This window comes from Nocardia sp. NPDC047648 (assembly GCF_040642815.1).
Taxonomy (GTDB): Bacteria; Actinomycetota; Actinomycetes; order Mycobacteriales; family Mycobacteriaceae; genus Nocardia; species Nocardia gamkensis.
The window spans coordinates 111879-135038 of sequence record NZ_JBEYSX010000019.1; the positions used below are offsets into that span (position 1 = coordinate 111879).

General features: G+C 69.4%; 24 protein-coding genes. 13 read left to right on the plus strand and 11 right to left on the minus strand.

The features are described 5' to 3' along the window. The first annotated feature begins 153 nt into the window (after positions 1-153). The 3 genes from ABZ803_RS30940 to ABZ803_RS30950 all read left to right on the plus strand — a co-directional run bounded on the left by ABZ803_RS30940 (position 154) and on the right by ABZ803_RS30950 (position 3711). On the plus strand, positions 154-1578 hold the full coding sequence (locus ABZ803_RS30940; protein ID WP_357044813.1) for an LCP family protein: 1425 nt from the start codon (positions 154-156) through the stop codon (positions 1576-1578). A 3-nt stretch (positions 1579-1581) separates the two neighbouring features. Continuing rightward, positions 1582-2304: a TIGR03089 family protein gene (locus ABZ803_RS30945; protein WP_040869268.1), complete on the plus strand. Its 723-nt coding sequence runs from the start codon at positions 1582-1584 to the stop codon at positions 2302-2304. A gap of 105 nt (positions 2305-2409) precedes the next feature. Beyond that, positions 2410-3711, plus strand: a complete 1302-nt coding sequence (locus ABZ803_RS30950) for a cytochrome P450 (RefSeq protein WP_357044815.1) — start codon at positions 2410-2412, stop codon at positions 3709-3711. Here ABZ803_RS30950 and ABZ803_RS30955 read toward each other — a convergent pair whose 3' ends face one another. Continuing rightward, positions 3712-4416 carry a response regulator gene (locus tag ABZ803_RS30955; protein ID WP_040869265.1) on the minus strand — a complete coding sequence of 235 codons (705 nt, stop codon included), beginning with the start codon at positions 4414-4416 and terminating at the stop codon, positions 3712-3714. Beyond that, positions 4413-5918: an ATP-binding protein gene (locus ABZ803_RS30960; protein WP_357044817.1), complete on the minus strand. Its 1506-nt coding sequence runs from the start codon at positions 5916-5918 to the stop codon at positions 4413-4415. Before ABZ803_RS30960 ends, ABZ803_RS30955 begins: the two co-directional genes overlap by 4 nt. Before the next feature lie 188 nt (positions 5919-6106). Between ABZ803_RS30960 and ABZ803_RS30965 the strand changes: the two genes are divergently transcribed. Next, a complete protein-coding gene (locus ABZ803_RS30965) occupies positions 6107-7471 on the plus strand; it encodes a cation:dicarboxylase symporter family transporter (protein WP_357044745.1) in 1365 nt (454 codons plus the stop codon). A 113-nt stretch (positions 7472-7584) separates the two neighbouring features. Here the strand turns inward: ABZ803_RS30965 and ABZ803_RS30970 are convergent, their stop codons facing one another. Continuing rightward, the gene (locus tag ABZ803_RS30970; RefSeq protein WP_357044747.1) at positions 7585-7800 is read right to left on the minus strand and encodes a DUF4287 domain-containing protein; all 216 of its coding nucleotides are present in this window, start codon (positions 7798-7800) and stop codon (positions 7585-7587) included. Positions 7801-7911: 111 nt separating this feature from the next. Next, entirely contained in the window at positions 7912-8337 is a 426-nt protein-coding gene (locus tag ABZ803_RS30975) for a DUF4267 domain-containing protein (RefSeq protein ID WP_357044749.1), read from the minus strand. A 110-nt stretch (positions 8338-8447) separates the two neighbouring features. On the opposite strand from ABZ803_RS30975, the gene ABZ803_RS30980 reads away from it, so the two are divergent. Then, entirely contained in the window at positions 8448-9032 is a 585-nt protein-coding gene (locus tag ABZ803_RS30980) for a TetR/AcrR family transcriptional regulator (RefSeq protein WP_357044751.1), read from the plus strand. Positions 9033-9202: 170 nt separating this feature from the next. Next, positions 9203-10672 (plus strand): NAD(P)/FAD-dependent oxidoreductase, encoded by a 1470-nt coding sequence (locus ABZ803_RS30985; protein ID WP_357044753.1) that lies wholly within the window; start codon positions 9203-9205, stop codon positions 10670-10672. 73 nt (positions 10673-10745) lie between these two features. On the opposite strand, the gene ABZ803_RS30990 is transcribed toward ABZ803_RS30985, so the two are convergent. The 7 genes from ABZ803_RS30990 to ABZ803_RS31020 all read right to left on the minus strand — a co-directional run bounded on the left by ABZ803_RS30990 (position 10746) and on the right by ABZ803_RS31020 (position 17229). Then, positions 10746-11672 (minus strand): cation diffusion facilitator family transporter, encoded by a 927-nt coding sequence (locus ABZ803_RS30990; protein ID WP_357044755.1) that lies wholly within the window; start codon positions 11670-11672, stop codon positions 10746-10748. A 73-nt stretch (positions 11673-11745) separates the two neighbouring features. Further along, positions 11746-12966, minus strand: a complete 1221-nt coding sequence (manA, locus tag ABZ803_RS30995; RefSeq protein WP_357044757.1) for a mannose-6-phosphate isomerase, class I — start codon at positions 12964-12966, stop codon at positions 11746-11748. Next, the gene (locus ABZ803_RS31000; protein ID WP_062973824.1) at positions 12966-14168 is read right to left on the minus strand and encodes a hypothetical protein; all 1203 of its coding nucleotides are present in this window, start codon (positions 14166-14168) and stop codon (positions 12966-12968) included. The genes manA and ABZ803_RS31000 overlap by 1 nt, the downstream gene beginning before the upstream one ends. Positions 14169-14286: 118 nt before the next feature. After that, a complete protein-coding gene (locus tag ABZ803_RS31005; RefSeq protein WP_357044759.1) occupies positions 14287-15663 on the minus strand; it encodes a phosphomannomutase/phosphoglucomutase in 1377 nt (458 codons plus the stop codon). 51 nt (positions 15664-15714) lie between these two features. Continuing rightward, a complete protein-coding gene (locus ABZ803_RS31010; RefSeq protein ID WP_217999270.1) occupies positions 15715-16104 on the minus strand; it encodes a DUF3499 domain-containing protein in 390 nt (129 codons plus the stop codon). Positions 16105-16392: 288 nt separating this feature from the next. Next, positions 16393-16872 carry a metallopeptidase family protein gene (locus tag ABZ803_RS31015; protein WP_168434228.1) on the minus strand — a complete coding sequence of 160 codons (480 nt, stop codon included), beginning with the start codon at positions 16870-16872 and terminating at the stop codon, positions 16393-16395. Positions 16873-16995: 123 nt separating this feature from the next. Beyond that, positions 16996-17229 carry a WhiB family transcriptional regulator gene (locus tag ABZ803_RS31020; RefSeq protein WP_029901515.1) on the minus strand — a complete coding sequence of 78 codons (234 nt, stop codon included), beginning with the start codon at positions 17227-17229 and terminating at the stop codon, positions 16996-16998. A gap of 492 nt (positions 17230-17721) precedes the next feature. On the opposite strand from ABZ803_RS31020, the gene cofD reads away from it, so the two are divergent. The 7 genes from cofD to ABZ803_RS31055 all read left to right on the plus strand — a co-directional run bounded on the left by cofD (position 17722) and on the right by ABZ803_RS31055 (position 23129). Next, positions 17722-18720 carry a 2-phospho-L-lactate transferase gene (cofD, locus tag ABZ803_RS31025; protein WP_357044761.1) on the plus strand — a complete coding sequence of 333 codons (999 nt, stop codon included), beginning with the start codon at positions 17722-17724 and terminating at the stop codon, positions 18718-18720. Then, the gene (locus tag ABZ803_RS31030) at positions 18717-20063 is read left to right on the plus strand and encodes a coenzyme F420-0:L-glutamate ligase (protein WP_357044763.1); all 1347 of its coding nucleotides are present in this window, start codon (positions 18717-18719) and stop codon (positions 20061-20063) included. The genes cofD and ABZ803_RS31030 overlap by 4 nt, the downstream gene beginning before the upstream one ends. A gap of 37 nt (positions 20064-20100) precedes the next feature. After that, positions 20101-20619 (plus strand): NUDIX domain-containing protein, encoded by a 519-nt coding sequence (locus ABZ803_RS31035; protein ID WP_357044765.1) that lies wholly within the window; start codon positions 20101-20103, stop codon positions 20617-20619. 178 nt (positions 20620-20797) lie between these two features. Beyond that, a complete protein-coding gene (locus ABZ803_RS31040) occupies positions 20798-22045 on the plus strand; it encodes an alkane 1-monooxygenase (RefSeq protein ID WP_357044767.1) in 1248 nt (415 codons plus the stop codon). A 70-nt stretch (positions 22046-22115) separates the two neighbouring features. Continuing rightward, positions 22116-22289, plus strand: a complete 174-nt coding sequence (locus ABZ803_RS31045) for a rubredoxin (protein ID WP_040869243.1) — start codon at positions 22116-22118, stop codon at positions 22287-22289. Beyond that, positions 22286-22468 (plus strand): rubredoxin, encoded by a 183-nt coding sequence (locus tag ABZ803_RS31050; protein WP_040869242.1) that lies wholly within the window; start codon positions 22286-22288, stop codon positions 22466-22468. The genes ABZ803_RS31045 and ABZ803_RS31050 overlap by 4 nt, the downstream gene beginning before the upstream one ends. Positions 22469-22508: 40 nt before the next feature. Next, entirely contained in the window at positions 22509-23129 is a 621-nt protein-coding gene (locus ABZ803_RS31055; RefSeq protein WP_357044768.1) for a TetR family transcriptional regulator, read from the plus strand. Positions 23130-23160 lie beyond the last annotated feature (31 nt).

The window sequence follows — 23160 nt, forward strand, 5'->3', positions numbered from 1 at the left end:
CGGGCGGGGCGAGCGGTAACCATGGTGGCGGATCGGTTGCGCACGCATCGCCATGACACCGAGTTTCGGCGAGAGGATTGGGACTTGTCGCAGCGGAGGGGCACATCGGCGTTGTCGCGGACGAGGGGATCCCGCGGCCCGGCCTTCGGGCCGCTGCGCTCGATCGCGGTGGCCGCCGCCGTGATCGTGCTGGCGCTCACCGGTTTCGCCTGGCACAGCGTGGACGCGCTGGTCGCCGACATCGAGCGCTTGGGCGATCTCGGCCTCGGCGGTAATCGCGACGGCGCGGTGGACATCTTGCTGGTCGGTGTGGACAGCCGCACCGACGCACACGGCAACCCCCTCTCGGACGCTGAGCGCGCGATGCTGCACGCGGGCGACGAGGTCGGCACCAACACCGACACCATCGTGTTGCTGCGCGTGCCGAACGACGGGCGCTCGGCGACCGCCATCTCGATCCCGCGCGACTCCTACGTCAACATTCCTGGTCTGGGCATGGGCAAGATCAACTCGGCCTACGGCGCGACCAAGGCGATGCAGATCCAGAAGCTCACCGATCAGGGGGTCTCGGCCGCCGACGCCGATCGGCAGTCCACGCAGGCGGGCAGGCAGGCGCTGATCAAGACGGTGGCCGGGCTCACCGGCATCACCGTCGACCACTACGCCGAGGTCAGCCTGCTCGGCTTCGCGCTGCTCACCGACGCCGTCGGCGGGGTCGAGGTGTGCCTGAAGAACCCGGTGGACGAATGGATGTCCGGCGCCAGATTCCCCGCTGGACGCCAGCGCCTGGACGGGCCGCGAGCGCTGAGTTTCGTGCGCCAGCGCCACGATCTGCCGCGCGGCGACATCGACCGCATCGTGCGCCAGCAGGTGTTCATGGCCCAGCTGGTGCAGCAGGTGCTCAGCGCGAAGACGCTGGCCAATCCGCTCAAACTCCAGCAACTCAGCGACGCGGTGGGGCGCACCATCGTGCTGGACGAGGACTGGGACGTGCTGGCGTTCCTGCAGCGGTTGAAGGATCTGTCCGGCGGCCGGGTGAAATTCGAGACCATTCCGGTCGCCGACCTCAACGGGGAGACCGGCAACGGCGAGTCCGTGGTCAAGGTCGAGCCGAAGGCGGTCCGGTCCTATATCGCCTCGCTGGTGGGCGACGCTCCGGCCCCGCGGAACGCCGAGCCGGGCTTCGACCCCGCGACGGTGACCGTCAGCGTCTACAACGCGGGTGGCGTCGGCGGACTCGCGGCCGAGGTGGCCCAGGCCCTGAACACCAAGGGATTCCGTCAAGGCGTCGTGACCAACTACAGCGGCAGCCGCGTGACCAGCAGCCGGGTGCTCGCGGCGGACACTTCCAGCCCGAAAGCTCAGGCGGTGGCCAAGGCGCTCGGCGGCCTGGCGGTGCTCGCGGATCCGGCGCTGTCCCCGGATTCGGTGAGCGTCGTGCTGGCGAGCGACTATTCTGGTCCGGGCTCATCGGCGAGCCGGGTGTTCGATCTGTCCGGAGCGTCGAGCGCGGCCACGCCAGTCCCACCCGCTCCACCGATCGACGCAGGCCAGAACGGACCGAAATGCGTGAACTGAACCATGCGTGATATCGACCAGGCACACACTCTCACCGAAGCGGTACTCGATCCGATCCTCGCCCGCGAGCCCGCGGGCCCGCGGGTCACCTACTACGACGACGCCACCGGAGCGCGCATCGAGCTGTCCGGCGCGACGCTGGCGAACTGGGCGGCCAAGACCGCCAACCTGATTCGCGACGAGTTCGGTCTGAGCCCAGGGGCCAGGGTCGCCGTCCTGCTCCCGGCGCACTGGCAGACCGCGGCGGTGCTGCTGGGCTGCTGGTGGGCGGGTACCGAGGTGGTGCTGCGCCCCGACGAGGACGCCGATCTGGCCCTGGTCACCCCGGATCGCCTGGACGACGCCGACGGCGCGGGCGAGGCCGCGGCGCTGTCGCTGGACGCCATGGGCTCCCCGGTGCGCGACCTGCCGATCGGAGTCACCGACTTCGCGACCTCGGTACGCGTGCACGGCGACCAGTTCCTGCCCCGCGGCGCCGGTGTCGCGCTGGACGGCATGCCGGTCTCGGAGGTGCTCGCCGAAGCGCGGAAATCGGCTATGCGCCAGGGCTTCGCCGAGGGGGACCGGGTGCTGTCCAGTACGCCGTGGGACACACCGGCCGAACTGATCGACGGATATCTCGCGGTGCTCGCCGCGGGCGCCTCGCTGGTGCAGGTGGTCAACCCCGATCCGGCGTTGCGTGACCGGCGCATCACGTCGGAGCGGGTCACCGCACAGCGTGGCTGAGCGGGCTCCTACCACGGTATAAGCGCAGAATCCGACCTGAGGACGTTCCACAACCCGGTGACGTTCCGTACGGTGGAGTCATCCCACGACGACGGGGGCTGGACGATGAAGCCACACTATTGGTTCCGCTGGTTGTCCGTGCAGGGCGCGCCTCGGCTCGTCCTGCGCGTGCAGGCGCGCCGCGGTGACCCGTTCGCCGAATTGATGGGCGGGACCGCGGGCTTCGACGACCCGTACCCGCTGATCGAGCGGTTGCGCGGGCAGCACAGGCTGCTGCGCACCTCGATCGCGTGGGCGACCTTCGACCACGAGCTGTGCCGGTCCATCCTGCGCGACAGCCGTTTCGGCGTGCGCACCACGGAGAGTTTCAACATCCCCAAGCCGCTGCAGAAGTTGGCCGAGCGCTTCCCGCTGCCGCCGAATCCGGTCGAGCCGCCGTCCATGCTGGTGATCGATCCGCCGGAGCACACGGCGATGCGCAAGCCGGTGGCCTCCGCCTTCACCCCGCGCGCGATCCGCAGGCTGCGCGACCGCGTCGAGACGGTCACCGAGGAACTGCTGGACGCGCTGCCCGCGCACGGTTCGGCGGACCTGATCCGATCGTTCGCCGCCCAGGTGCCGATCGCGATCATCTCCGAGATGCTCGGCTTCCCCGACGAGGACAAGGCGAAATTCCTGGACTGGGGCGATCGGATGACGCCCCTGCTGGACGTCGGCATCCCGTGGCGCGCGCACCGCAGAGCACTGCTGGCCATGGAGGTGATGAACGCCTACCTCGACCGGCACATCGAACGGTTGCGCCGCGAGCCCGGCGAGGACATCCTCTCCAGCCTGGTCACCGCCGGTGAGCTGGACTCCGACGCGCTCAAGGCCACCGCCAGCCTGCTCATGGGCGCCGGTTTCGAGACGACGGTCAACCTGATCGGCAACGGTGTCGCACAACTGCTGGCCCATCCGGATCAGCTGGCGCGGCTGCGCGACGAGCCGGAGCTGTGGCCCAACGCCGTCGAGGAGATCCTGCGCTTCGACTCGCCGGTGCAGACCACCGCACGGACCGCGCTGACCGACGTGGAGATCGACGGGATGACGGTGCGCAAGGGCAACACGGTGGTGCTGTCGCTGGCCGGCGCCAACCGTGACCCGGCGATGTTCGCCGAGCCCGGCCGGTTCGATGTCGGACGGGCCAACGCCAAGGAGCACCTGTCCTTCAGCAGCGGCGTGCACGTCTGTCTCGGGGCCAGTCTGGCCAGGATGGAAGGCGTCTACGCGCTGCAAGCCCTGTTCGAGCGTTTTCCGGACCTGCGCCTGGACGGTCCGCCCGAGCGCCGGGCGCTGTTCACCCTGCACGGCTACGAGCGGATGCCGGTGCGCCTCGGTCAGCCCGCGCAGGCGCCGGAGCCGGTCTGATCAGCCGGTCGTGGTCTTCCAGACGTAGCGGGTCTTCGGGCGTCCGGCCCTTCCGTAGTCCGAGCGGCGCACGACCAGCCCGTCGTCGGCCAATTTCTCCAGGTAACGCCAGGCGGTGATGCGCGAGACGCCGATCGAGGTCGCGGTGTCCGCGGCCGTCACGCCCTCGGCCTCGGCCGCGCGCACGGTGCGGGAGATCTCGTCGAGGGTCTGCGGCGCGACGCCCTTGGGGGTGGCCGCGCGCTGGTCGGGGGTGCGCAGCGCGCTCAGCGCCCGATCGATGTCGTGCTGCGAGATGGCGCTCTCCCCGGCCGGAAGTGCGGTGCGGAACTCCCGATACCGCTCCAACTTGTCGCGGAACGCGGCGAAGGTGAACGGCTTCAGCAGATACAGCACGACTCCGTGCGATACGGCGGTGCGCACCATGGCCAGGTCGCGGGCGGAGGTGATGGCGATGACGTCCGGGCGCGGCGCCAGGCCGGTCAGCGCGGCGGCCACGTCGAGGCCGCTCGCGTCCGGCAGGCCGATGTCCATCAGCACCAGGTCGATCGGCGTGCCCTCGGCCGCGGCGTCGGCCGCCGCGCGCATCGCCTCGCGGCCGGTATGGACGACGCCGACGGGCGTGAATCCGGCGATGCGCTCCACATAGGCGCGGTGCGCCTCGGCGATCAGCGGCTCGTCCTCGACGATCAGCACACGAATCATCGTGCTTCCTTCCGTGGAATCGTCACGGTCACCGCGCTTTCGGGGTCCCGTTGCGTGCGGATGCTTCCCCCGTGGCGGGCCACCAGCCGGTGGACCAGCGCGAGTCCGAGCCCGTGGTGATCGGTCTTGGTCGAATAACCCCGCTGGGACGCGCGCGCGAACATCTCCGCCGACATGCCGGGGCCGCTGTCGGCCACCCGGATGTAGAGCAGGGACTCGTCCGTGGCGTCCGCGCGCTGGTGTCGCAAGGTGACCTCCACCCAGCCGGAGGTACTGTCCGCCGCGGCATCGATGGCGTTGTCGACGAGATTGCCCACCAGCGTGACGGTCTCGTGCGGGGACAGCGGGTCCACCGAGTCGAGCGCGGTGTCGTCGGTGATCGTCAGCTCGATGCCGCGTTCGGCGGCCTGATTCACCTTGCCGAGCAGCAGGGCGGCCAGTGCAGGCGCGCCCACCGCGGCGAACAGCCGGTCGATCAGCGACTGGGACAGTTCGAGTTCCGCGGTGGCGAACTCGACCGCCTCCCGGTGGCGGCCGAGCTCGACCATGGTGACCACGGTGTGCAAACGGTTGGCGGATTCGTGCGCCTGCGCCTGCAACGATGCCGCGAAGCCGCGCACGGAATCGAGTTCGCCCATCACCGACTGCAGTTCGGTGTGGTCGCGAATGGTCATCACGGTGCCGATCGCCCGGCCTTCCCACTCCACGGTGTCCTGGTTGACCAGCAGGATCCGGTCGGTGGTCACGTGCATCTCGTCACGGACGGTGCCCCAGCTCATCCGCTGCAACGACAGCGGGAGATCGCTGCGCCGGACGTCGCCCGGGGGCAGGTCGAGCAGGCGGCGCGCCTCGTCGTTGACCACCTCGGCGTCCTCGCCGGAGGGCCCGAACACCACCAGGCCCTCGTGCACCGAGTGCAGGACCGCGTCGTGGTGCTCGTACATCGCGCGCAGCTCGTCGGGCGCCAAGCCGTGGGTCTGCCGCCGTAGCCTGCGGCTGAGCAGGAACGATCCGCCCGCGGCCAGCAGCAGGCCCGCGCCGGCGACGCCGAGGATCACCGGGAGCTGGGTGGCGACCTGGTCGCCGATCTTCGCCCGAGTCACGCCCGCGGAGACCAAGGCGACGATCCGCCCGTTGTCGTGCACCGGAGTCACCGCCCGGATCGAGGGGCCCAGGGTGCCGGTGAAGGTCTCGGTGAAGGTCTCCCCGGCCAGCGCGCGATCGATGGTGCCACTGAACGGCAGCCCGATCATGGCGGGGTTGGTGTGCGTATAGCGCGTGCGGTCCGGCGCCATGACCACGATGAAGTCCATGCCGGTCTCACGCCGGATCTCCTCGGTCACCGGCTGCAATCGCGCCGTCGGATCCGGCCCGCGCAGCGCCTCGATGGTGGAGGGCGCGTCGGCCACGCTCACCGCGACGTCGGTGACCTCCCTGGTGGTGGTGACGTCGCTGTCGTGCCTGGCGTCCAGGACCGCGAGCACCACACCGATCGCGATCATCACCGCGAGGACGACCAACTGGAAGACGAACGCCTGCCCGGCGAGGGAGAGCCGACCGCGTCTCACAAGCTCTGCCTCCGCTGAACGTAATGCACCAAACAGTGACCGGGATCACCCGGCCGACCATCATTCTGCCTGGAAGGCGTGAGTCAGTTCGCGTCGGTACCTTTCGAAGGGAAATCCTCGCTATGAGCGACTCGACTCGAACGCGGCGCGACCGCACCCATTGGCTGTATCTGGCCGTCATCGTGGCGGTGGTGGCGGGCGTCCTCGTCGGGTGGCAGGCGCCCGGCACCGCGCAGTCGTTCGCCCCGCTGGGGACCATCTTCGTCAACCTCATCAAGATGATGATCGCTCCGGTCATCTTCTGCACCATCGTGCTCGGAATCGGCTCGGTGCGCGCGGCGGCCACCGTCGGCAAGGTCGGCGGCCTGGCCATCGGCTACTTCCTGGTCATGTCGACCATCGCACTCGGGATCGGGCTCGTCGTCGGCAATCTGCTGCAACCCGGCGCGGGACTGAATATCGCCAAGTCGACCAAGGCCGGTCACGACCTGGCCAACACCGCGCACAGCGCGGGCGGCACCTGGGAATTCATCCAGAACATCGTCCCGTCCACTCTGTTGTCGTCGCTCACCACGGGCAATGTCCTGCAGGCGCTGTTCGTCGCGCTGCTGGTCGGCTTCGCGGTGCAGGCGATGGGCACGACGGGCGAGCCGATCCTGCGCGGCGTGGCGCTGCTGCAGAAACTCGTGTTCCGCATCCTGGTGATGATCCTGTGGCTGGCGCCGATCGGCGCGTTCGGCGCGATCGCCAACGTGGTCGGCAAGACCGGCCTGGACGCCGTGGTGAAGCTCGGCACGCTGATGGTCGCCTTCTACCTCACCTGCCTGGTGTTCGTCTTCGGTGTGCTCGGGGTGCTGCTGTGGAGCGTCTCGCGGGTGTCGATCTTCAAGCTGGTCCGCTACCTCGCGCGGGAGTACCTGCTGATCCTCGCGACCTCGTCGTCGGAATCGGCGCTGCCACGGCTGATCGCGAAGATGGACCACATGGGCGTGGAGCGCACCACCGTGGGCGTCGTCGTGCCGACCGGCTATTCGTTCAATCTGGACGGCACCGCCATCTACCTGACCATGGCGTCGCTGTTCATCGCCGAGGCGATGGGCAAGCCGCTGTCCATCGGCGAGCAAGTCGGGCTGCTGCTGTTCATGATCGTCGCGTCCAAGGGCGCGGCGGGTGTCACCGGCGCGGGGCTGGCCACGCTGGCGGGCGGATTGCAGAGCCATCGGCCCGAACTCCTCGACGGCGTCGGCTTGATCGTCGGCATCGACCGCTTCATGTCCGAGGCACGGGCGCTGACCAACTTCTCCGGCAACGCGGTGGCCACGGTGCTGATCGGCACCTGGACCAAGACCGTCGACGTCGACCGGGTGCGCGAGGTGCTCGATCGCAAGGTGCCTTTCGACGAGCGGACCATGGTCGACGACGGCCACGGGACTCCGGAGGCGACGCGCACGCAAGAGGCCGAGGCCGTAGATCTGGTCAAGGCTTGACGGCGGTGGGGGAGAGGTCATCCGTAGCGCCGGGCTGAGGTGTGGCAGCCGCCCGGCCGCCGGGTGAATGACGAAGGGCCCGCGGATCGGCGGGCCCTTCGTCGCGTCCGGGGTCAGGCCGCCCATTTCTCCGGATTCAGGTGGTGCTGGGTCAGGGCGGTGGCGTGGCCGTGCCCGAATCCGTGTTCGGTCTTCAGCCATTCGACGAGTTCTTTGTGCGAGGTGAGTCCGGTGTCGCGCATGGCGGACTTCCACTCGTCGATGGCGCGACCGTATTCGGCCTCGATGGAGGGAAAGTAGGACGCGGGCCCGTGCGGCTTGGTCGCCATGTCGATCTCCTTGCTCGTCGTGCGTTCGATTGTGCGGACGGAGCCGGCTTCGGAAAGTCATCGGCGGTCGGCGCGAAAGTGTTCTGGATCATGCGCTCCCGCTACGTAGCCTCAGGCGGCCACGGCGACCGGATCGGTGGCGCGGCGCTTGTCCAGACTGTGCTCCCGGATCAGCAGCCCACCGGTCAGCGCCACCAGGACGGCGGTCAGGCCGTGGATGCCGAATGCCGCGGCGGCCGAACCGTTCCAGCTGAGCACGGTGAGCATGTCGCCGACCGGCACGAGCGCCACCACCGAGGTCACGATGCCGAGCGCGTACCGCTGTCGCAGGCCGAGCAGGACCAGGATCAACACGCCGAAGACGGTGTCCCGCACGCCTTTGAGGTTCATGAACGCCGCCGCGTCGCCGTCAGGCCAGGCGGGCAGGCCGAAACCGGGAGCGATGGTCTCCGGCGCGAACAGGTAGCTGATCCCGATGTAGAGGATGAACGCGGCGCCGATCACGGACAGGACGGTGGCGATACGGGAGAGGGTCATGGCGATGCTCCTGGCTGGAAGTCTCTGCTTCGAAATCTAGCGGCGCTAGATCTGATAGTGATACTAATCTAGCTTCGATAGATTGTCTAGCGAAGCTAGAATACGGAGGTATGACCATTCGAACGCGTAAGGAACGCGAGCGGGCCGAACGCAGGCAGCGCATCATCGACAACGCACGCGAGCTCGCCGAGGCACACGGGTGGGAGGCGGTCACCGTGCGTCGGCTCGCCGAACGGATCGAACACAGCCAACCCGTGCTGTACAGCCACTTCGCGGGGAAGTCGGCGATCGTCACCGCGGTCGCGGAGCAAGGTTTCGCCGAACTCACCGAGGTTTTGCGACGCGCGCGACCCGAGGACTCCGACGATGCCGGCCGACTGCGCGCGGTCTCGCGGGCGTACCTCGAATTCGCCGCGGTCAACCCGGCGCTCTACGACGCGATGTTGCTGATGAACACCGATCTCACCTTCGGACCGGAAGCGCCCCTACCGCTGCGCGAGGCGTTCGGGGAGCTGGAAGCCATGTACTGCCCCTCGGTCGGCGAACCCGACCTCGGCGCCCGCATCGAGGTCGCCTGGAGTGCCCTGCACGGCCTGGTCACCCTCGAACGCGGAGGTCGTCTTCGACCGGAGCTGCGAAGCCGGCGGTGTGAACTCCTGGTGGCGGAGTGGCTCGCCGCGGTCGGTGCGCGCTAGCGGCCGGTTCGCCCCTTCCGGCTCTCCTCGACAACCGTGGAGCGTGCTCGGGACCTGCCACGCACTGACGGGAGCTCGACGCCCGGACCGCTGCTGGGTCGGCGTGCCGGTCGCGCAGGGGGTGGTGTCGGTGAGCACGTCGAAGACCGGCCGGCCGGTAGCGTGGGGGTATGGCTGATGTGGTGGTGGTCGGTTCCGGACCGAACGGGCTCGCCGCCGCGGTGATCCTGGCCCGGGCGGGGCTCGCCGTGGAGGTTTACGAGGCCGAGGATACGGCCGGGGGTGGTTCCCGCACAGCGGAACTGACCCTGCCCGGCTACCGGCACGACGTCTGTGCCGGCGCGCATCCGATGGCGGCGGCCTCCCCGTTCTTCCGGGCGTTCGATCTGCCCGCGCACGGCGTCGAGCTGCTCGCGCCGGAGGTCTCCTACGCCCATCCGCTCGACGGGGGCGTGGCCGGGCTGGCCTGGCGGGACCTGGAACGGACGGTCGAGTCTCTCGGTCCCGACGGCCCGACCTGGCGCAAACTGTTCGCGCCGCTGGTGCGGCACTGGCCCGACGTGGTCGACATCGCGATGTCGGATCTGCGCCGCGTCCCCTCCGGGCTCGCCACCGCGATCCGTTTCGGCCTGCGCACCGTGGAGCAGGGCTCGCCGCTGTGGGACATCAGGTTCCGCGAACAGGTCGCACCTGCCCTGCTGACCGGTATCGCCACCCACGCGATCATCCCGCCGCGCGCGGTCACGGCCGCGGGCGCCGCACTGCTGCTCGGCACGCTGGCGCACGTCGGAGGCTGGGTGATACCGCGCGGCGGCAGTCAGGCCATTCCCGACGCGCTCATCGCCGAACTCGAACGTCTCGGCGGCCGGGTGCACACCGGGCACCGGGTCGACTCGATCGACGAGTTCGCCGGTGCCCGCGCGGTTCTGCTCGATCTCGCCCCCGCCGAACTGTTGCGGATCGCCGAGCACCGGTTGCCCGCGCGGTATGCGAAGCGGTTGCGGCGTTTCCGGTACGGCGGCGCGGCGTGCAAGATCGACTTCGCGCTCTCCGGGCCGGTGCCGTGGCAGGCCGAGGGCTGCGCGCTGGCCGGAACGGTACACGTCATCGGCACCCGCGCCGAGGCCATGGCGGCCGAGCACGCCGTGGCCATGGGACGGCACGCCGAACGGCCCTATGTGCTGTCCATCCAGCCCGGTGTGGTCGATTCCACCCGCGCGCCCGCGGGTGGCCACACCTTCTACACCTACGCCCACGTGCCCAACGGCTCCACCCGCGATGTCAGCGAGGACGTGATAGCTCAGGTGGAGCGGTTCGCGCCGGGCTTCCGCGATCTGATCGTCGCCAGAAACGTGATCACCGCCGCGGAAATGCCCTCGCACAACGCCAACTACATCGGCGGCGACATCTCCGCGGGCGCGATGACGTTGCGTCAGTTCGCGTTCCGCCCCGCCCCGCGCTGGAATCCCTATGCCACACCGATCCCCGGTGTCTATCTATGCTCGTCCGCCACGCCACCCGGTCCCGGAGTGCACGGCATGAGCGGGCTGCACGCCGCCCGCCACGCCCTGCGCGAACGCTTCACCATCCGCACCGATCCGCTCGACCTCTTACGCGCTCCCGCTTTCCAGCACCGCTGAAACGGCCCGTTCGTCGCAGGCCCCCGCACGGACTCGTACGCCGTGCGAGGCACCGTCTCCGCTCCAGGCGGGCCTATCCCGTGGCGAGTTCGGTGCGGTAGAGATCGGGTTCGAGGTAGATGACGCGCGCCGCGGGGACCGCCGCGCGGACGCGGGACTCGGCGTCATCGATGGCGTCGGCGATCGCGGCGACGTCGAGACCGGGCACCACGCCGATCTTCGCGGCCACGAGCAATTCGTCCGGGCCGAGATACTGCGTCTTGAGGTGGATCACCCGATCGATGCGGGTTTCGTCGACCAGGCTCGTCCGGATCCGCCGGTTCTCCTCCGGCGTTGCGCCCTCACCGATCAGCAAGCTCTGCATCTCCACGATGAGCACCACCGCGATGACACCGAGCAGGCCGCCGATGGCCAGGGTGCCGATGCCGTCCCAGACCGGGTCGTCGGTGAGCATGGTCAGGCCGACACCCGCGAACGCGAAGACCAGACCGATCAGCGCGCCGGTGTCCTCCAGCAGCACCACCGGAAGCTCCGGACTGCGCGAATTGCGGATGAACCGCCACCAGCTCGCGTTGCCTTTGAGCGGCGCGGACTCGCGCACCGCCGTGGTGAAGCTGTAGGACTCCAACGCGATCGCGAGCACCAGGATGACGACCGCCACGATCGGCGAACTGAGCTCCTCGGGGTGCTGGATCTTGTGGATGCCCTCGTATATGGCATAACCGGAGCCGAGGGTGAACAGCACGAGCGCCACGATGAACGAATAGAAGTAGCGGTTGCGCGCGTACCCGAACGGGTGCAGCTCGTCGGCTTCCTTCGCGGCGCGCTGCTGCCCCAGCAGCAGCAGTCCCTGGTTGCCCGTGTCGGCCACGGAGTGCACGGCCTCGGCGAGCATCGACCCAGAACCCGTGATCGCCGCACCGACGAATTTCGCCGCGGCGATCCCCGCGTTCGCGGTCAACGCCGCGATGATCGCCTTCTTGCCACCGCCAGCCGACATGGAAGCATGTCCTCTCTGTTTTCGAGATACCCGCGAACAGACTAGGGCACCTGGGACAGGCGTTCCGGATCGGTCAGCCGGCCGCACCGACGCACGCGCAGAACAGCTGGACGCGACCGTCCACCGCCTGCGCGCGGATATCGCTGTCGGCGGCGGAGATCCACGCCGCGCCGCCGCGGGTGAGTTCCAGCGACGAGCCGTCGCGGAACAGGCGCACGGTTCCCGCCGTGCACAGCACGATGCCCGGCCCCGCCGCGGTCAGCGGCACCCGCGCGGACCCGGCGACCAGGTCGAAGCGGCGCAGCGCGAACTCGGGGGCGGGCGTCCGGTAGCGCACCGATCCGTCACCGGCCGGCTCGGGGAGCACCACCGGCAGGCCGATCGGCTCGAAATCCAGCACCCGCAACAGTTCCGGCACGTCGACGTGCTTGGGGGTGAGGCCGCCGCGCAGCACATTGTCGGAGTTGGCCATGATCTCCACCGCCACCCCGCGCAGGTAGGCGTGCAGATTCCCGGCCGCGAGGAACAAGCCCTGGCCCGGCTCCAGCGTCACCCGGTTCAGCAGCAGCGCCGCAAGCACACCGGCGTCGCCGGGGTAGGCCTCGGCCAGTTCGAGCGTCGTGCGCGCCTCGGCCGTGAATTCGCGCGTGCCCTTGCCGGACAGATATCGCACGCACCCGTCCAGCACTTCGGGCAGCAGCGTGGCGAGCACGTGCTGCGGCAGCGTGATCCAGGTGGTGAACAGCGTGCGCAGGCCCGCGGAATCCGGCTGCGCGGCGAGGAGTTCGCAGTAGGAGCGCAACCCGTCCACCGCCAGCGCGCGCAACAATGCGACGGTGCGGTGCGGTTCGCGGAAACCGGCCAGCGCCTCGAACCGCTCCAGCGCGACGACCAGCTCGGGCTTGTGATTGTCGTCGCGGTAGTTGCGCAGTGGTGAATCAAGCGGCACCTTCGCCCGATTCTCCCTGTCGAAGCCGGCCCGCGCCTGTTCGGTGCTCGGGTGCGCCTGCAGCGACAGCGGCTCCTCCGCGGCCAGGACCTTGAGCAGGAACGGCAGCTTCTCGCCGAACCTGGTTGCGGCCGAGCCCAACTCCCGGTCCGGGTCGTCGGCGATCAGTTCCAGCAGCGAGGTGGGGCTGTCCCCGATCCTGACGTACGCCGGGTCGGCCGGGTGGGCGCCGAACCACAATTCCGCTTCCGGATGCGCCGATGGCACCGGCCTGCCGCACAGCTGTGCGAGCGCGGTGCGCGAGCCCCAGGCATACGAGCGCAGCGCACCAACGAGTTCGTGCACTAGTAGCTTCCCCCGTACTGCCCCTGGCCGTCGGTCGCGGCGGTACGCGCGCCGATCAGCCGCAGGTAGGCGGCGGCCATCTCCAGTCGCAGCGCGAGCACCGCGAGCTGTTCGAGTTCGGTGCCGTTCGCCTGCGCGGGCTCTTCGGCGTGGGCCTGCGCGGGAGCGGCGGGGTCGGTCATCTCGGTGTGCAGCAGATCGACATCGGCGTTCACCAGGTCGGCGTCCACCAGATTCGGTCCACCACCGCCGAAGATGGCGACGCGGCGGCGCGCGGCCGCACGATCGCGATCGGCGCTGAGCACGAACACCCGGATGCGCTCCACGGGCGCGGGGCCGTCCAGCTCCTCGTCGTGGAACATCGGGTCGAAGCCGGGCGCGGGTTCGCCCGCCGCCTCGGCGATCCGGGTCCGCGCCGAAACGGCCTCGGCCAGATCCACCGCGGTGGCCACCTTGCCCGCGGTCTGCAGCAGCACCTCGGCGCCGTGCTCGGCCAGTTCGGCGGCGGCGGGCGAATCGCCCGCGAGCACGATGCCCCGCTGCTGCATGCGGGCCGCCAGCGTCTTGGCGGGATTGTGGAAGACCTCGTTGTGCGGGCCGTCGCGCAGCGCCTCCGCGTCCAGCACGTCGGCCAGTTCGGCGAGTTCGGGCACGGCGGATCCGGTGCGCTGGGGGTCGACCGCGCGCAGGACCGCGATTCCGGCGGCCAGGAAGCGCAACAGGCGGTTGTGCCCGAGCACCTGCACCCTCGGTTCCAGAACGGCGGCGCGACCGGCCGCGGCGGCGCGCAGCGGCCCCTCGTGCGGCGCGGCGACGACCACCTCGGCGCCGCGGCGCAGCGCCCGGTCGACGGCATCGATCAGGCGGGGATCACCCGCGTCGTCGCCGGAGACCAGGACCACGTCGAGCGGTCCCACCCACGGCGGGAGGGCGGCGGCGGGCACGACGGGCAGGCCCGCGCGGTCCCCGAGTGCGGCCACGAGCAATCCGGCGGCCCGCGCGGCACGTCCGGAACCGGAGACCAGCACCACGCTGCGCGGCCGCAGATCGGCCAATCGGGCGAGCGCGTGCTCACCCACGGCGGCCGCGGTAGCGCGCACCTGGGCGCCGCCCGAGGCGGCCGAGCGAAGGGCGCCGCCTGCGTCGGCGGCCTCGAGTGAAGCGGCATCGTCGAGGTCGAGCACCGGTGTTCCAGCGATCATCGGGCGTCCCACCTCCCCTCATCGCGCTGTATCTTTTCCGCCCCCGCGCCCACCCGGTCCAGCTGCCACACCGAGACCGAGCCGGGCGAATCCAAGGCCTGTGATTCCACTATTCCAGTCAGGAGCGCACGATGCTCAGGATCTCGGTCACGAGTGCGTCTACTTCCTCCGCCGATCGGGCCTCGACATTCAGCCGGAGCAACGGCTCGGTGTTCGACGCGCGCAGGTTGAACCAGGCGTTGTCGGCCAGCTGCACGGTCACCCCGTCGAGGCGGTCCACCGAGTGCGCGCGGTCCGCGAAGGCGTCCACCACGGCCGATGTCCGCTCCGCGGCGTCGGCCACCGTGGAGTTGATCTCGCCGGAGGCCGCGTAGGCCGCGTAAGACGCCATCAGATCCGACACCGGCCGGTCCTTCTCGCCGAGCGCGGCCAGCACGTGCAGGGCGGCGAGCATCCCGGAGTCGGCGCCCCAGAAGTCGCGGAAGTAGTAGTGCGCGGAGTGCTCGCCGCCGAACACCGCTCCGGTGGCGGCCATCTCCTGCTTGATGAACGAGTGGCCGACCCGGGTGCGCACCGGCGTCCCGCCCAGCTCGTGCACCAGCTCCGGGACCGCGCGGGAGGTGATCAGGTTGTGGATGATCACCGCGCCGGGCTCCTTGCCCAGCTCGCGCTCGGCGACCAGGGCGGTGATCGCCGACGGCGACACCGGCTCGCCGTTCTCGTCGACCACGAAGCAGCGGTCGGCGTCGCCGTCGAAGGCCAAGCCGATGTCCGCGCCGGATTCGCGGACCAGCTTCTGCAGGTCCACCAGGTTGGCCGGGTCGAGCGGGTTGGCCTCGTGGTTCGGGAAGTTGCCGTCCAGCTCGAAGTACAGCGGCACGATCTTCACCTGGGGCAGCGCGCCCAGAACCGCGGGCACCGTGTGGCCGCCCATGCCGTTGCCCGCGTCCACCGCGATGGTGAGGGGCCGGATGCCGCCGAGCTCGACCAGACTGCGCAGGAACTCCGCGTATTCGGCCAGCAGGTCCAGTTCGGTCGCGGCGCCGCGCTCGCCCGCGTACGCGGGCACGCCCTCGATCAGCTCGTTCTTGATGGTGGCCAGGCCGGTGTCCTGCCCGACCGGAAGGGCTTTGGCGCGACACAGCTTGATGCCGTTGTACCGGGCCGGATTGTGACTGGCGGTGAACATGGCGCCCGGGCAGTCCAGGCGGCCGGAGGCGAAGTACAGCTGGTCGGTGGACGCGAGGCCGATGTGCACCACATCCAGGCCTTGGCCGAGCGCGCCGTCGGCGAAGGCGGCCGACAGCTCGGGTGAGGAGTCGCGCATGTCGTGACCGATGACGATCCGGTGCGCGCCCTCGGCGCGCATCAGCCGGGCGAAGGACGCGCCGACGTCCCTGACGAATTCCGCGTCGATCTGTTCACCGACCACACCGCGAACGTCGTAGGCCTTGATCACCGCGTTCACGAATTCGGCAGAGCGGGCGACTGTCATGCCCAACACCCTAGTGGTTGCGCCCGACCGGTCCGACACCGTCCTCGTCGATCAGGACGGCGGGTCGGGCAGGACGCGCAGATGGCCGCGGCGACCCGTTCGCGTGGTACGCGGCGGCGGGGGAGAGTAGTCGTGGTAGCCGCGCTGCTCGCGCTCCGGCGGGCGGCGGCGCAGCCCGGCCTCCCGCACCGCCTCGGCGAGCGCGGTCAGATCGTCGTCGTCCGGTGTGCTGGAGGAGAATCCGCCTTCGTGGCGAACCAGTTCCCAGCCTTTCGGAGCGGTGATGCGTGAGCCGTGCGTTTCGCAGAGATCCCAGGAGTGCGGTTCGGCGACCGTCGCGAGTGGTCCGACCACTGCCGTCGAGTCCGAGTACACATAGGTGAGCGTCGCGACGGCCGGATTCTTGCAGCCTGGACGGCAGCAACGACGCATGGGAATCACGCCGATGAGAGTAACCCCCCTGGCGCGTCGATGGGGACAGACACGCTCGAGGAATCTCGGTCCGCATGCCACGAAACGAGGGCAGCACGGCGTTCCGCAGTGCGCGCGACGCGCTCTGCGGCGTTGTGGACGACGTCCCCTTGGGCGCGCGGGCATCGGTGTCCCGGACGCCGCGAGTGGTCTGTCGAGAGTGGAAGTGCAGGGGTACCCGGCGACCGGCGGCCTACACCTGCCCGCGCCTGCCCCGCAACGGCATTCGAGGACCGCCGCCGCGTGGATGGGTGCGACTCACTCGGCTTCCGGATCGATCACGTCCGGGTCGACGCCCAGGTAGGTCGCGACCTGTTGGACCAGCACTTCGCGCAGCAGATCCACCAGATCGTCGGGGTCGCTGGCGCGTAGTTCGAGCGGCTTGCGGAACAGCACCACCCGCGCCCTGGTCGCCGCGCCGTGCCGGTCGACGCCTGCCGGGATGAGCCGGGAGAGCGGGACCGGGCCGTCGGCGACCACCTCGTCCGGCCAGGTGACCGAATCGGGGTGCAGCGGACGAATTTTCGGAACGTCGTCGACCGCGATGTCGAGTTTGGTGAGCCGGTCGTGCCAGCGGGAGTCCAAGGGGGCGAACGCCTCCAGCACCAGCCGGTCGAATTTCTGGCCGCGGGTCCGCCAAGCGGGAACGGTGGGTGGCAGCATCGGCCCGCGTACTCCGCGGCCACGGCGGATCACCGACCGCGCGGTGGGCGGTCGACGCTTACGGGAACGTGCCATGAGACAAAATCTAGGCCAGCGGGCCGCGGCCGTCCGCACCGAGGCGGTGGGAGAACTTCGGCCGTGTCGCGCGCGCCCGGAGCGCCCTGGTGGGCGGGCGGCTCCGGGCGCCGCGTACGTCTGTCAGCCGATGCCGCGCTTGAGGCGGCGGCGCTCCCGCTCGGAGAGGCCGCCCCAGATGCCGAAGCGCTCATCGTGCGCGAGCGCGTACTCCAAGCACTCGTCGCGTACCTCGCAGCCCATGCAGATCCGTTTGGCCTCACGGGTGGAGCCGCCCTTCTCGGGGAAGAACGCCTCCGGATCGGTCTGCGCGCACAGGGCGCGCTCCTGCCACTGCTCCTCGATGGATTCGAACATCTCGTCGAAGCCGGTCACGACCAGGCTGAGCCGGGGCGTCGTGACTCCGTCACCCCCCTCTTGGTCCTTCCAGCCGCCGTTGTCTGCGCAGACGCCACGTGCTGCGCCTGCTGTGGAATCGGTCGGCGAGACCATCTCGTTGGCCATCGCTCCGCCTCCTCACTGTGTGTTAGCGCAGAATGATTCTTTCCGTCGGACCAACACATGCACCGACGGCCATACCCCGCGACGTTGTCCCGCGGACGTCCCCGAACTTGTCACACCGATGCGAACAGGTGTTCGAAATACCGTTCGCGCGTTGATCTCTCGCGCGAACCCGGAATGACATGACTGTGATTAGACACGCCGGACGCGTCGATGGTCAAGCCGCCGTCGCTATTCCGTTACTATCCGCACCCGCATTCCGAGACGATCTTGTGATCTGCAATAGCAAATAAACAGCAAATTTGCCGCGAACGGGAGCCGCCACGCCAGCGCATAGGCTGTGCGGATGTGACTGGACAACAAGCGGACGCCACACCCGCGAACGGACCCCGGGTCGCCGTGCTGGTCGGCGGCGTCGGTGGCGCGCGTTTCCTTCAGGGCGTCCGGGAGCTGCTGCCCGAGGCGGACGTCTCCGCGATCGTGAACGTCGGCGACGACGTCTGGATGCACGGCCTTCGGATCTGCCCCGACCTCGACACCTGCATGTATACCCTCGGCGGAGGTATCGATACCGAGCGCGGCTGGGGCCGTGTGGGCGAAACCTGGCACGCCAAGGAGGAGCTCGCGAAGTATCGGGCCCAGCCGGACTGGTTCGGCTTGGGGGACCGCGATATCGCCACGCATCTGATTCGTACCGAAATGTTGCGCGCCGGATACCGGCTCTCGACGGTGACCGAGGCGCTGTGCAACAGGTGGCAGCCCGGCGTGAAACTGATCCCGGCAACCGACGATCGCTGCGAAACGCATGTCGTGGTGACCGATCCGGACAACCCTGGCGAACGGCGCGCGATCCATTTTCAAGAGTGGTGGGTTCGCTACCGCGCGAACATCGACACCCATGGATTCGCCACAATTGGCGCCGATGAAGCCAAACCTGCCCCAAATGTGATCGATATCATAGAATCCGCCGACGCGGTTCTCCTCGCTCCGTCGAACCCCGTCGTGAGCATCGGCGCCATCCTCGCCGTGCCTGGTATCCGCGGCGCGCTGCGCACCACCGCGGCCAAGGTGATCGGCGTGTCCGGCGTGATCGACGGGAAGCCGTTGCGCGGTATGGCCGACGAGTGCCTGTCGGTGATCGGCGTGGAAACCACCGCCGAGGCGATCGGCCGGTACTACGGAGCCCGCTCGGCCACCGGGATCCTGGACGGCTGGCTGATCCACAGCACCGACACCGCCGAGGTGCCCGGAGTGGAGGTACGCAGCGTGCCCTTGTTGATGACCGACCCGCCCACGACCGCCGAAATGGTGCGTGCGGCGCTGGATCTCGCCGGAGTCGCCCTGTGAGCACATCGATCGACCACGCGGCCGGAGAGCTGCGCATCCTGCCGGTCACCGGCCTGCCCGAATTCCGCCCCGGCGATGACCTCGCCGAGCAGATCGCCCGCTGCGCGCCCTGGCTCGCCGACGGTGACGTGCTGGTGGTCACCAGCAAGATCGTCGCCAAGGTCGAGGGCCGCATCGTGGAAGCTCCGTTGGACCCCGAGGAGCGCGACGCCGTGCGGCGCGGGCTCGTCGACCAGGAGGCGGTGCGGGTGCTCGCGCGCCGGGGGCGCACGCTGATCACCGAGAACAAGCTGGGGATCGTGCAGGCGGCCTCCGGTGTCGACGGCTCGAACGTCGAACAGGGCGAGCTCGTGCTGCTGCCCACCGACCCGGACGCCAGCGCCAAGGCGCTACGCGCCGCGCTCGCGGAACGACTGGGCGTGACGGTCGCGGTGGTCGTCACCGACACGATGGGCCGCGCCTGGCGCAATGGGCAGACCGACGCGGCCATCGGCGCCGCGGGCCTGCGCGTGCTGCACGACTACGCGGGCACGGTCGACGGCCAGGGCAACGAGCTGTTCGTCACGCAGGTGGCCGTGGCCGACGAACTGGCCGCGGCAGCGGACCTGGTCAAGGGCAAGCTCGGCGGTGTCCCGGTGGCCGTGGTGCGCGGGCTGCCGATCGTCGACGACGGCTCCGCCGCCACCGATCTGCTCCGTGGCGGCACCGACGATCTGTTCTGGCTGGGCACCGCGGAGGCGATCGAACGCGGTCGCAGGGAGGCGATCCTGCTGCGTCGCTCGATCCGTCAGTTCTCCGACGCGCCCGTCGATCCGGAGCGGATCCGCTCGGCGGTGTCGATCGCGCTGACCGCGCCCGCTCCGCACCACACCCGGCCCGTGCGGTTCGTGTGGCTGCGCACGCCGGAGCTGCGCACTCGGCTGCTCGAGGCGATGGCGCGGAAGTGGCGCGCGGATCTGGCCGCGGACGGCCTGCCGCCGGAGCGGATCGAGCGCCGGGTCGCGCGCGGGCGCATCCTGTTCGACGCACCCGAGGTGATCATTCCGTTCTGTGTGCCGGACGGTGCGCACGACTACCCGGACGAGCGCAGGCGGGCCGACGAGCGCACCATGTTCACCGTCGCGGTGGGTGCCGCGGTGCAGGGGCTGCTGGTCGCCTTGGCCACCGAGGGAATCGGCAGCTGCTGGATCGGGTCCACGATCTTCGCGCCCGAGGTCACCCGTGAGGTGCTGGGCCTGGCCGAGGACTGGAGTCCGCTGGGCGCCGTCGCCATCGGCCATCCACTCGAGGAGCTGACCCCGCGCCAGGCGCCCGGCGCGGGCTCCGGGCTGGTCGAGCTGTGATCGGACGGATCGCCCTCCGCGCAACGGCGGGTCACCGATGAGCGCGGAATCGCTGCACGCCTCGGCGACCGAGCTGCTCGCGACCTGGGGTCCCGCGACCGATCCGGAGCGCTCGCTGCGCGAGGCGATGCTGGCCTTCCTCGGCTCCGCGCCGCGTGGCTGCCTGCGTGAGCACGCGCCCGGGCACATCACCGCATCCGCGGTGGTGTTCTCCCACGACGGTCGCGAGGTGCTGCTCACCCTGCATCCGCGGGTCGGGCGCTGGATCCAGCTCGGTGGTCACTGTGAGGAGGGGGACGAGACGGTCGCGGGCGCCGCGCTGCGCGAAGCGACCGAGGAGTCCGGCATCGCCGACCTGCGCCTGCATCCGGGCCTCTACGGCGCGCAGGCGCATCCCATCACCTGTTCGCTCGGTACGCCCACCAGGCACTTGGACCTCCTGTTCCGCATCACCGCCCCCGCGGGCGCGATCCCGGTGCGCAGCCATGAGTCCACCGACCTGCGCTGGTGGCCGGTAGACGCCCTGCCCGCCGGCGCCGACGTCCTGCTGCGGTGACCTAGCCGCGTTCCTTCCAGACGAGCCCCGGCCGGATGACATCCGGCCGGGGCTTTCGGCATCCGAGCGAGTTTACAAATTGTCGCATTTGTATAGACATGCGACAAATATGCCTCTATCGTCCATAAGTGAGGTAATGCGCGTCACAGCTGACGCGCCGTTCGGAATGGAGACGACGATGTCGACGCACGCCGACATGTCCGCGCAGCCGGTCGAGGTGCCGGCCTGGCGGGACCGCAAGCGTTATATGTGGCTGTGGGGGCTGTTCGCCCCGACCGGCCTGTTCACCATCGGCCTGCCGCTGATCTGGGCACTGAACGAGCTCGGCTGGCATCGCCTGGCGCAGGTGCCGTTCTGGCTCGGGCCGATCCTGATCTACGTGCTGATCCCGATCGCGGACGTCTTCTTCGGCCCGGACGGCGACAATCCGCCCGACGAGGTGATGGAGTACCTGGAGAACGACAGGTACTACCGCTACCTCACCTACCTGTACCTGCCGTTCCAGTACGCCGCGCTGGTGATGGCGGCCTATCTGATCACCGCCGACAACGTCAGCTGGCTCGGCATCGATGGCGGGCTGCACGTGGTGGACAAGATCGGCCTGGCGATCACCGTCGGCATGATCGGCGGCATCGGCATCAACACCGCGCACGAACTCGGCCACAAGAAGGTCGACCTGGAGCGCTGGCTGTCGCGCATCGCGCTGGCCCAGTCCTGCTACGGGCACTTCTACATCGAGCACAATCGCGGCCACCACGTGCGCGTCGCCACCCCCGAGGATCCCGCGAGCTCCCGGGTGGGCGAGACGTTCTGGGCCTTCTGGCCGCGCACTGTGTGGGGCAGCCTGAAGTCGTCCTGGCAGCTGGAGAAGGCCCGGCTGGAACGGCTCGGCAAGAAGCCGTGGAGCCCGCGCAACGAAGTGCTCAGCGCCTGGCTGATGTCGGCGGCGCTGTTCGCGGTCCTGGTCGCGGTGTTCGGCGTCGAGTTGCTGCCGTACCTGATCCTGCAGGCGGTGGTGGGCTTCAGCCTGCTGGAGGCGGTCAACTACCTGGAGCACTACGGCCTGGTGCGGCAGCGCACGGCGAGCGGCCGGTACGAGCGGCCCGCCCCGGTGCACAGCTGGAACAGCGACCACATCGTCACCAACATCTTCCTGTACCACCTCCAGCGGCACAGCGACCATCACGCCTACCCCACCCGGCGCTACCAGACGTTGCGCAGCTGGGACGGCGCGCCGAACCTGCCGAGCGGCTACGCCAGCATGATCCTGCTCGCCTACTTCCCGCCGCTGTGGCGTCGCGTCATGGACAAGCGGGTGCTCGCGCACTACGACGGCGACATCACCCGCGCCAACATAGATCCGGGCAAGCGGGAGAAGGTGCTGGCGCGTTACGGCGCCGCTTCAGCGGGAAAGGCCACGGCATGAGCGTCCGAGGCCGGAGGTGGCGGCGAGTGACCACCGCGGAGGGTTGCGCCTGTGTCCGAAAGGAGACGGCGTGAGCGCGTATCGCTGCCCCGTCTGCGACTACGTCTTCGATGAAGCGAAAGGCGCCCCGCACGAGGGCTTTCCGCCGGGCACCCGGTGGGAGACGGTGCCGGACGACTGGTGCTGTCCGGACTGCGGCGTGCGGGAGAAGATCGACTTCGAGCCGATGGGGAGTATGAAATGACCGAGTACAAGCTGTATCAGTGCATCCAGTGTGGCTTCGAGTACGACGAAGCCGAGGGCTGGCCGGAGGACGGCATCGCCCCGGGGACCCGCTGGGACGACATCCCCGACGACTGGACCTGTCCGGACTGTGGCGCCGCGAAAGCGGACTTCTTCATGGTCGAAATCGAACGGTCGTGAGATTTTGACTGCGGCAGGCGCCCGTGACAGTGTCGCGGGTATGCCGCGGAACGGAACCAGGATTCCCTACCAGGAGGCCGCGCGGGATCTGCTGCGGACGTCGGTCCTGGACGCGATGCGCGAGCTGCTCACCGAGCGGGATTGGTCCAAGATCACGCTCGGTGACGTCGCGGCCAGGGCCGGCGTGAGCAGGCAGACGCTGTACAACGAATTCGGCTCGCGCAGCGGACTCTCCCAGGCCTACGCGCTGCGCTTGGCGGACTTCCTGGTCGATCACGTCGACGCGGCCATCAACGGCAACGTCGGTGACGTCCGCGCGGCTTTCCGCGACGGGATAACGAATTTCCTGTTCGACGCGGCGTCCGATCCATTGGTGCAGTCGCTGGTGGCGGGTGAGGTCAAGCTGGATCTGCTGCGCCTGATCACGCTCGACGCGGGGCCGTTGCTCGAGCACGCGACCGAGCGGCTGTCGGGCGCTTTCCAGCACAGCTGGGTGGCGTCGACGGCGGCCGAATCGGACGTCATCGCGCACGCGCTGGTGCGAATCGCCCTCAGCTACATCCCCACTCCGCCTGGTCCGGGGCGCGACGCGCCCGAGGAACTGAGCGCGCTGCTGAGCCCATATGTCGAAGCGATCCTCGCCGCGCGGGTGCAGAGCTGAGCCCTGACGGGCAACCGGTGCGCGACCTGGC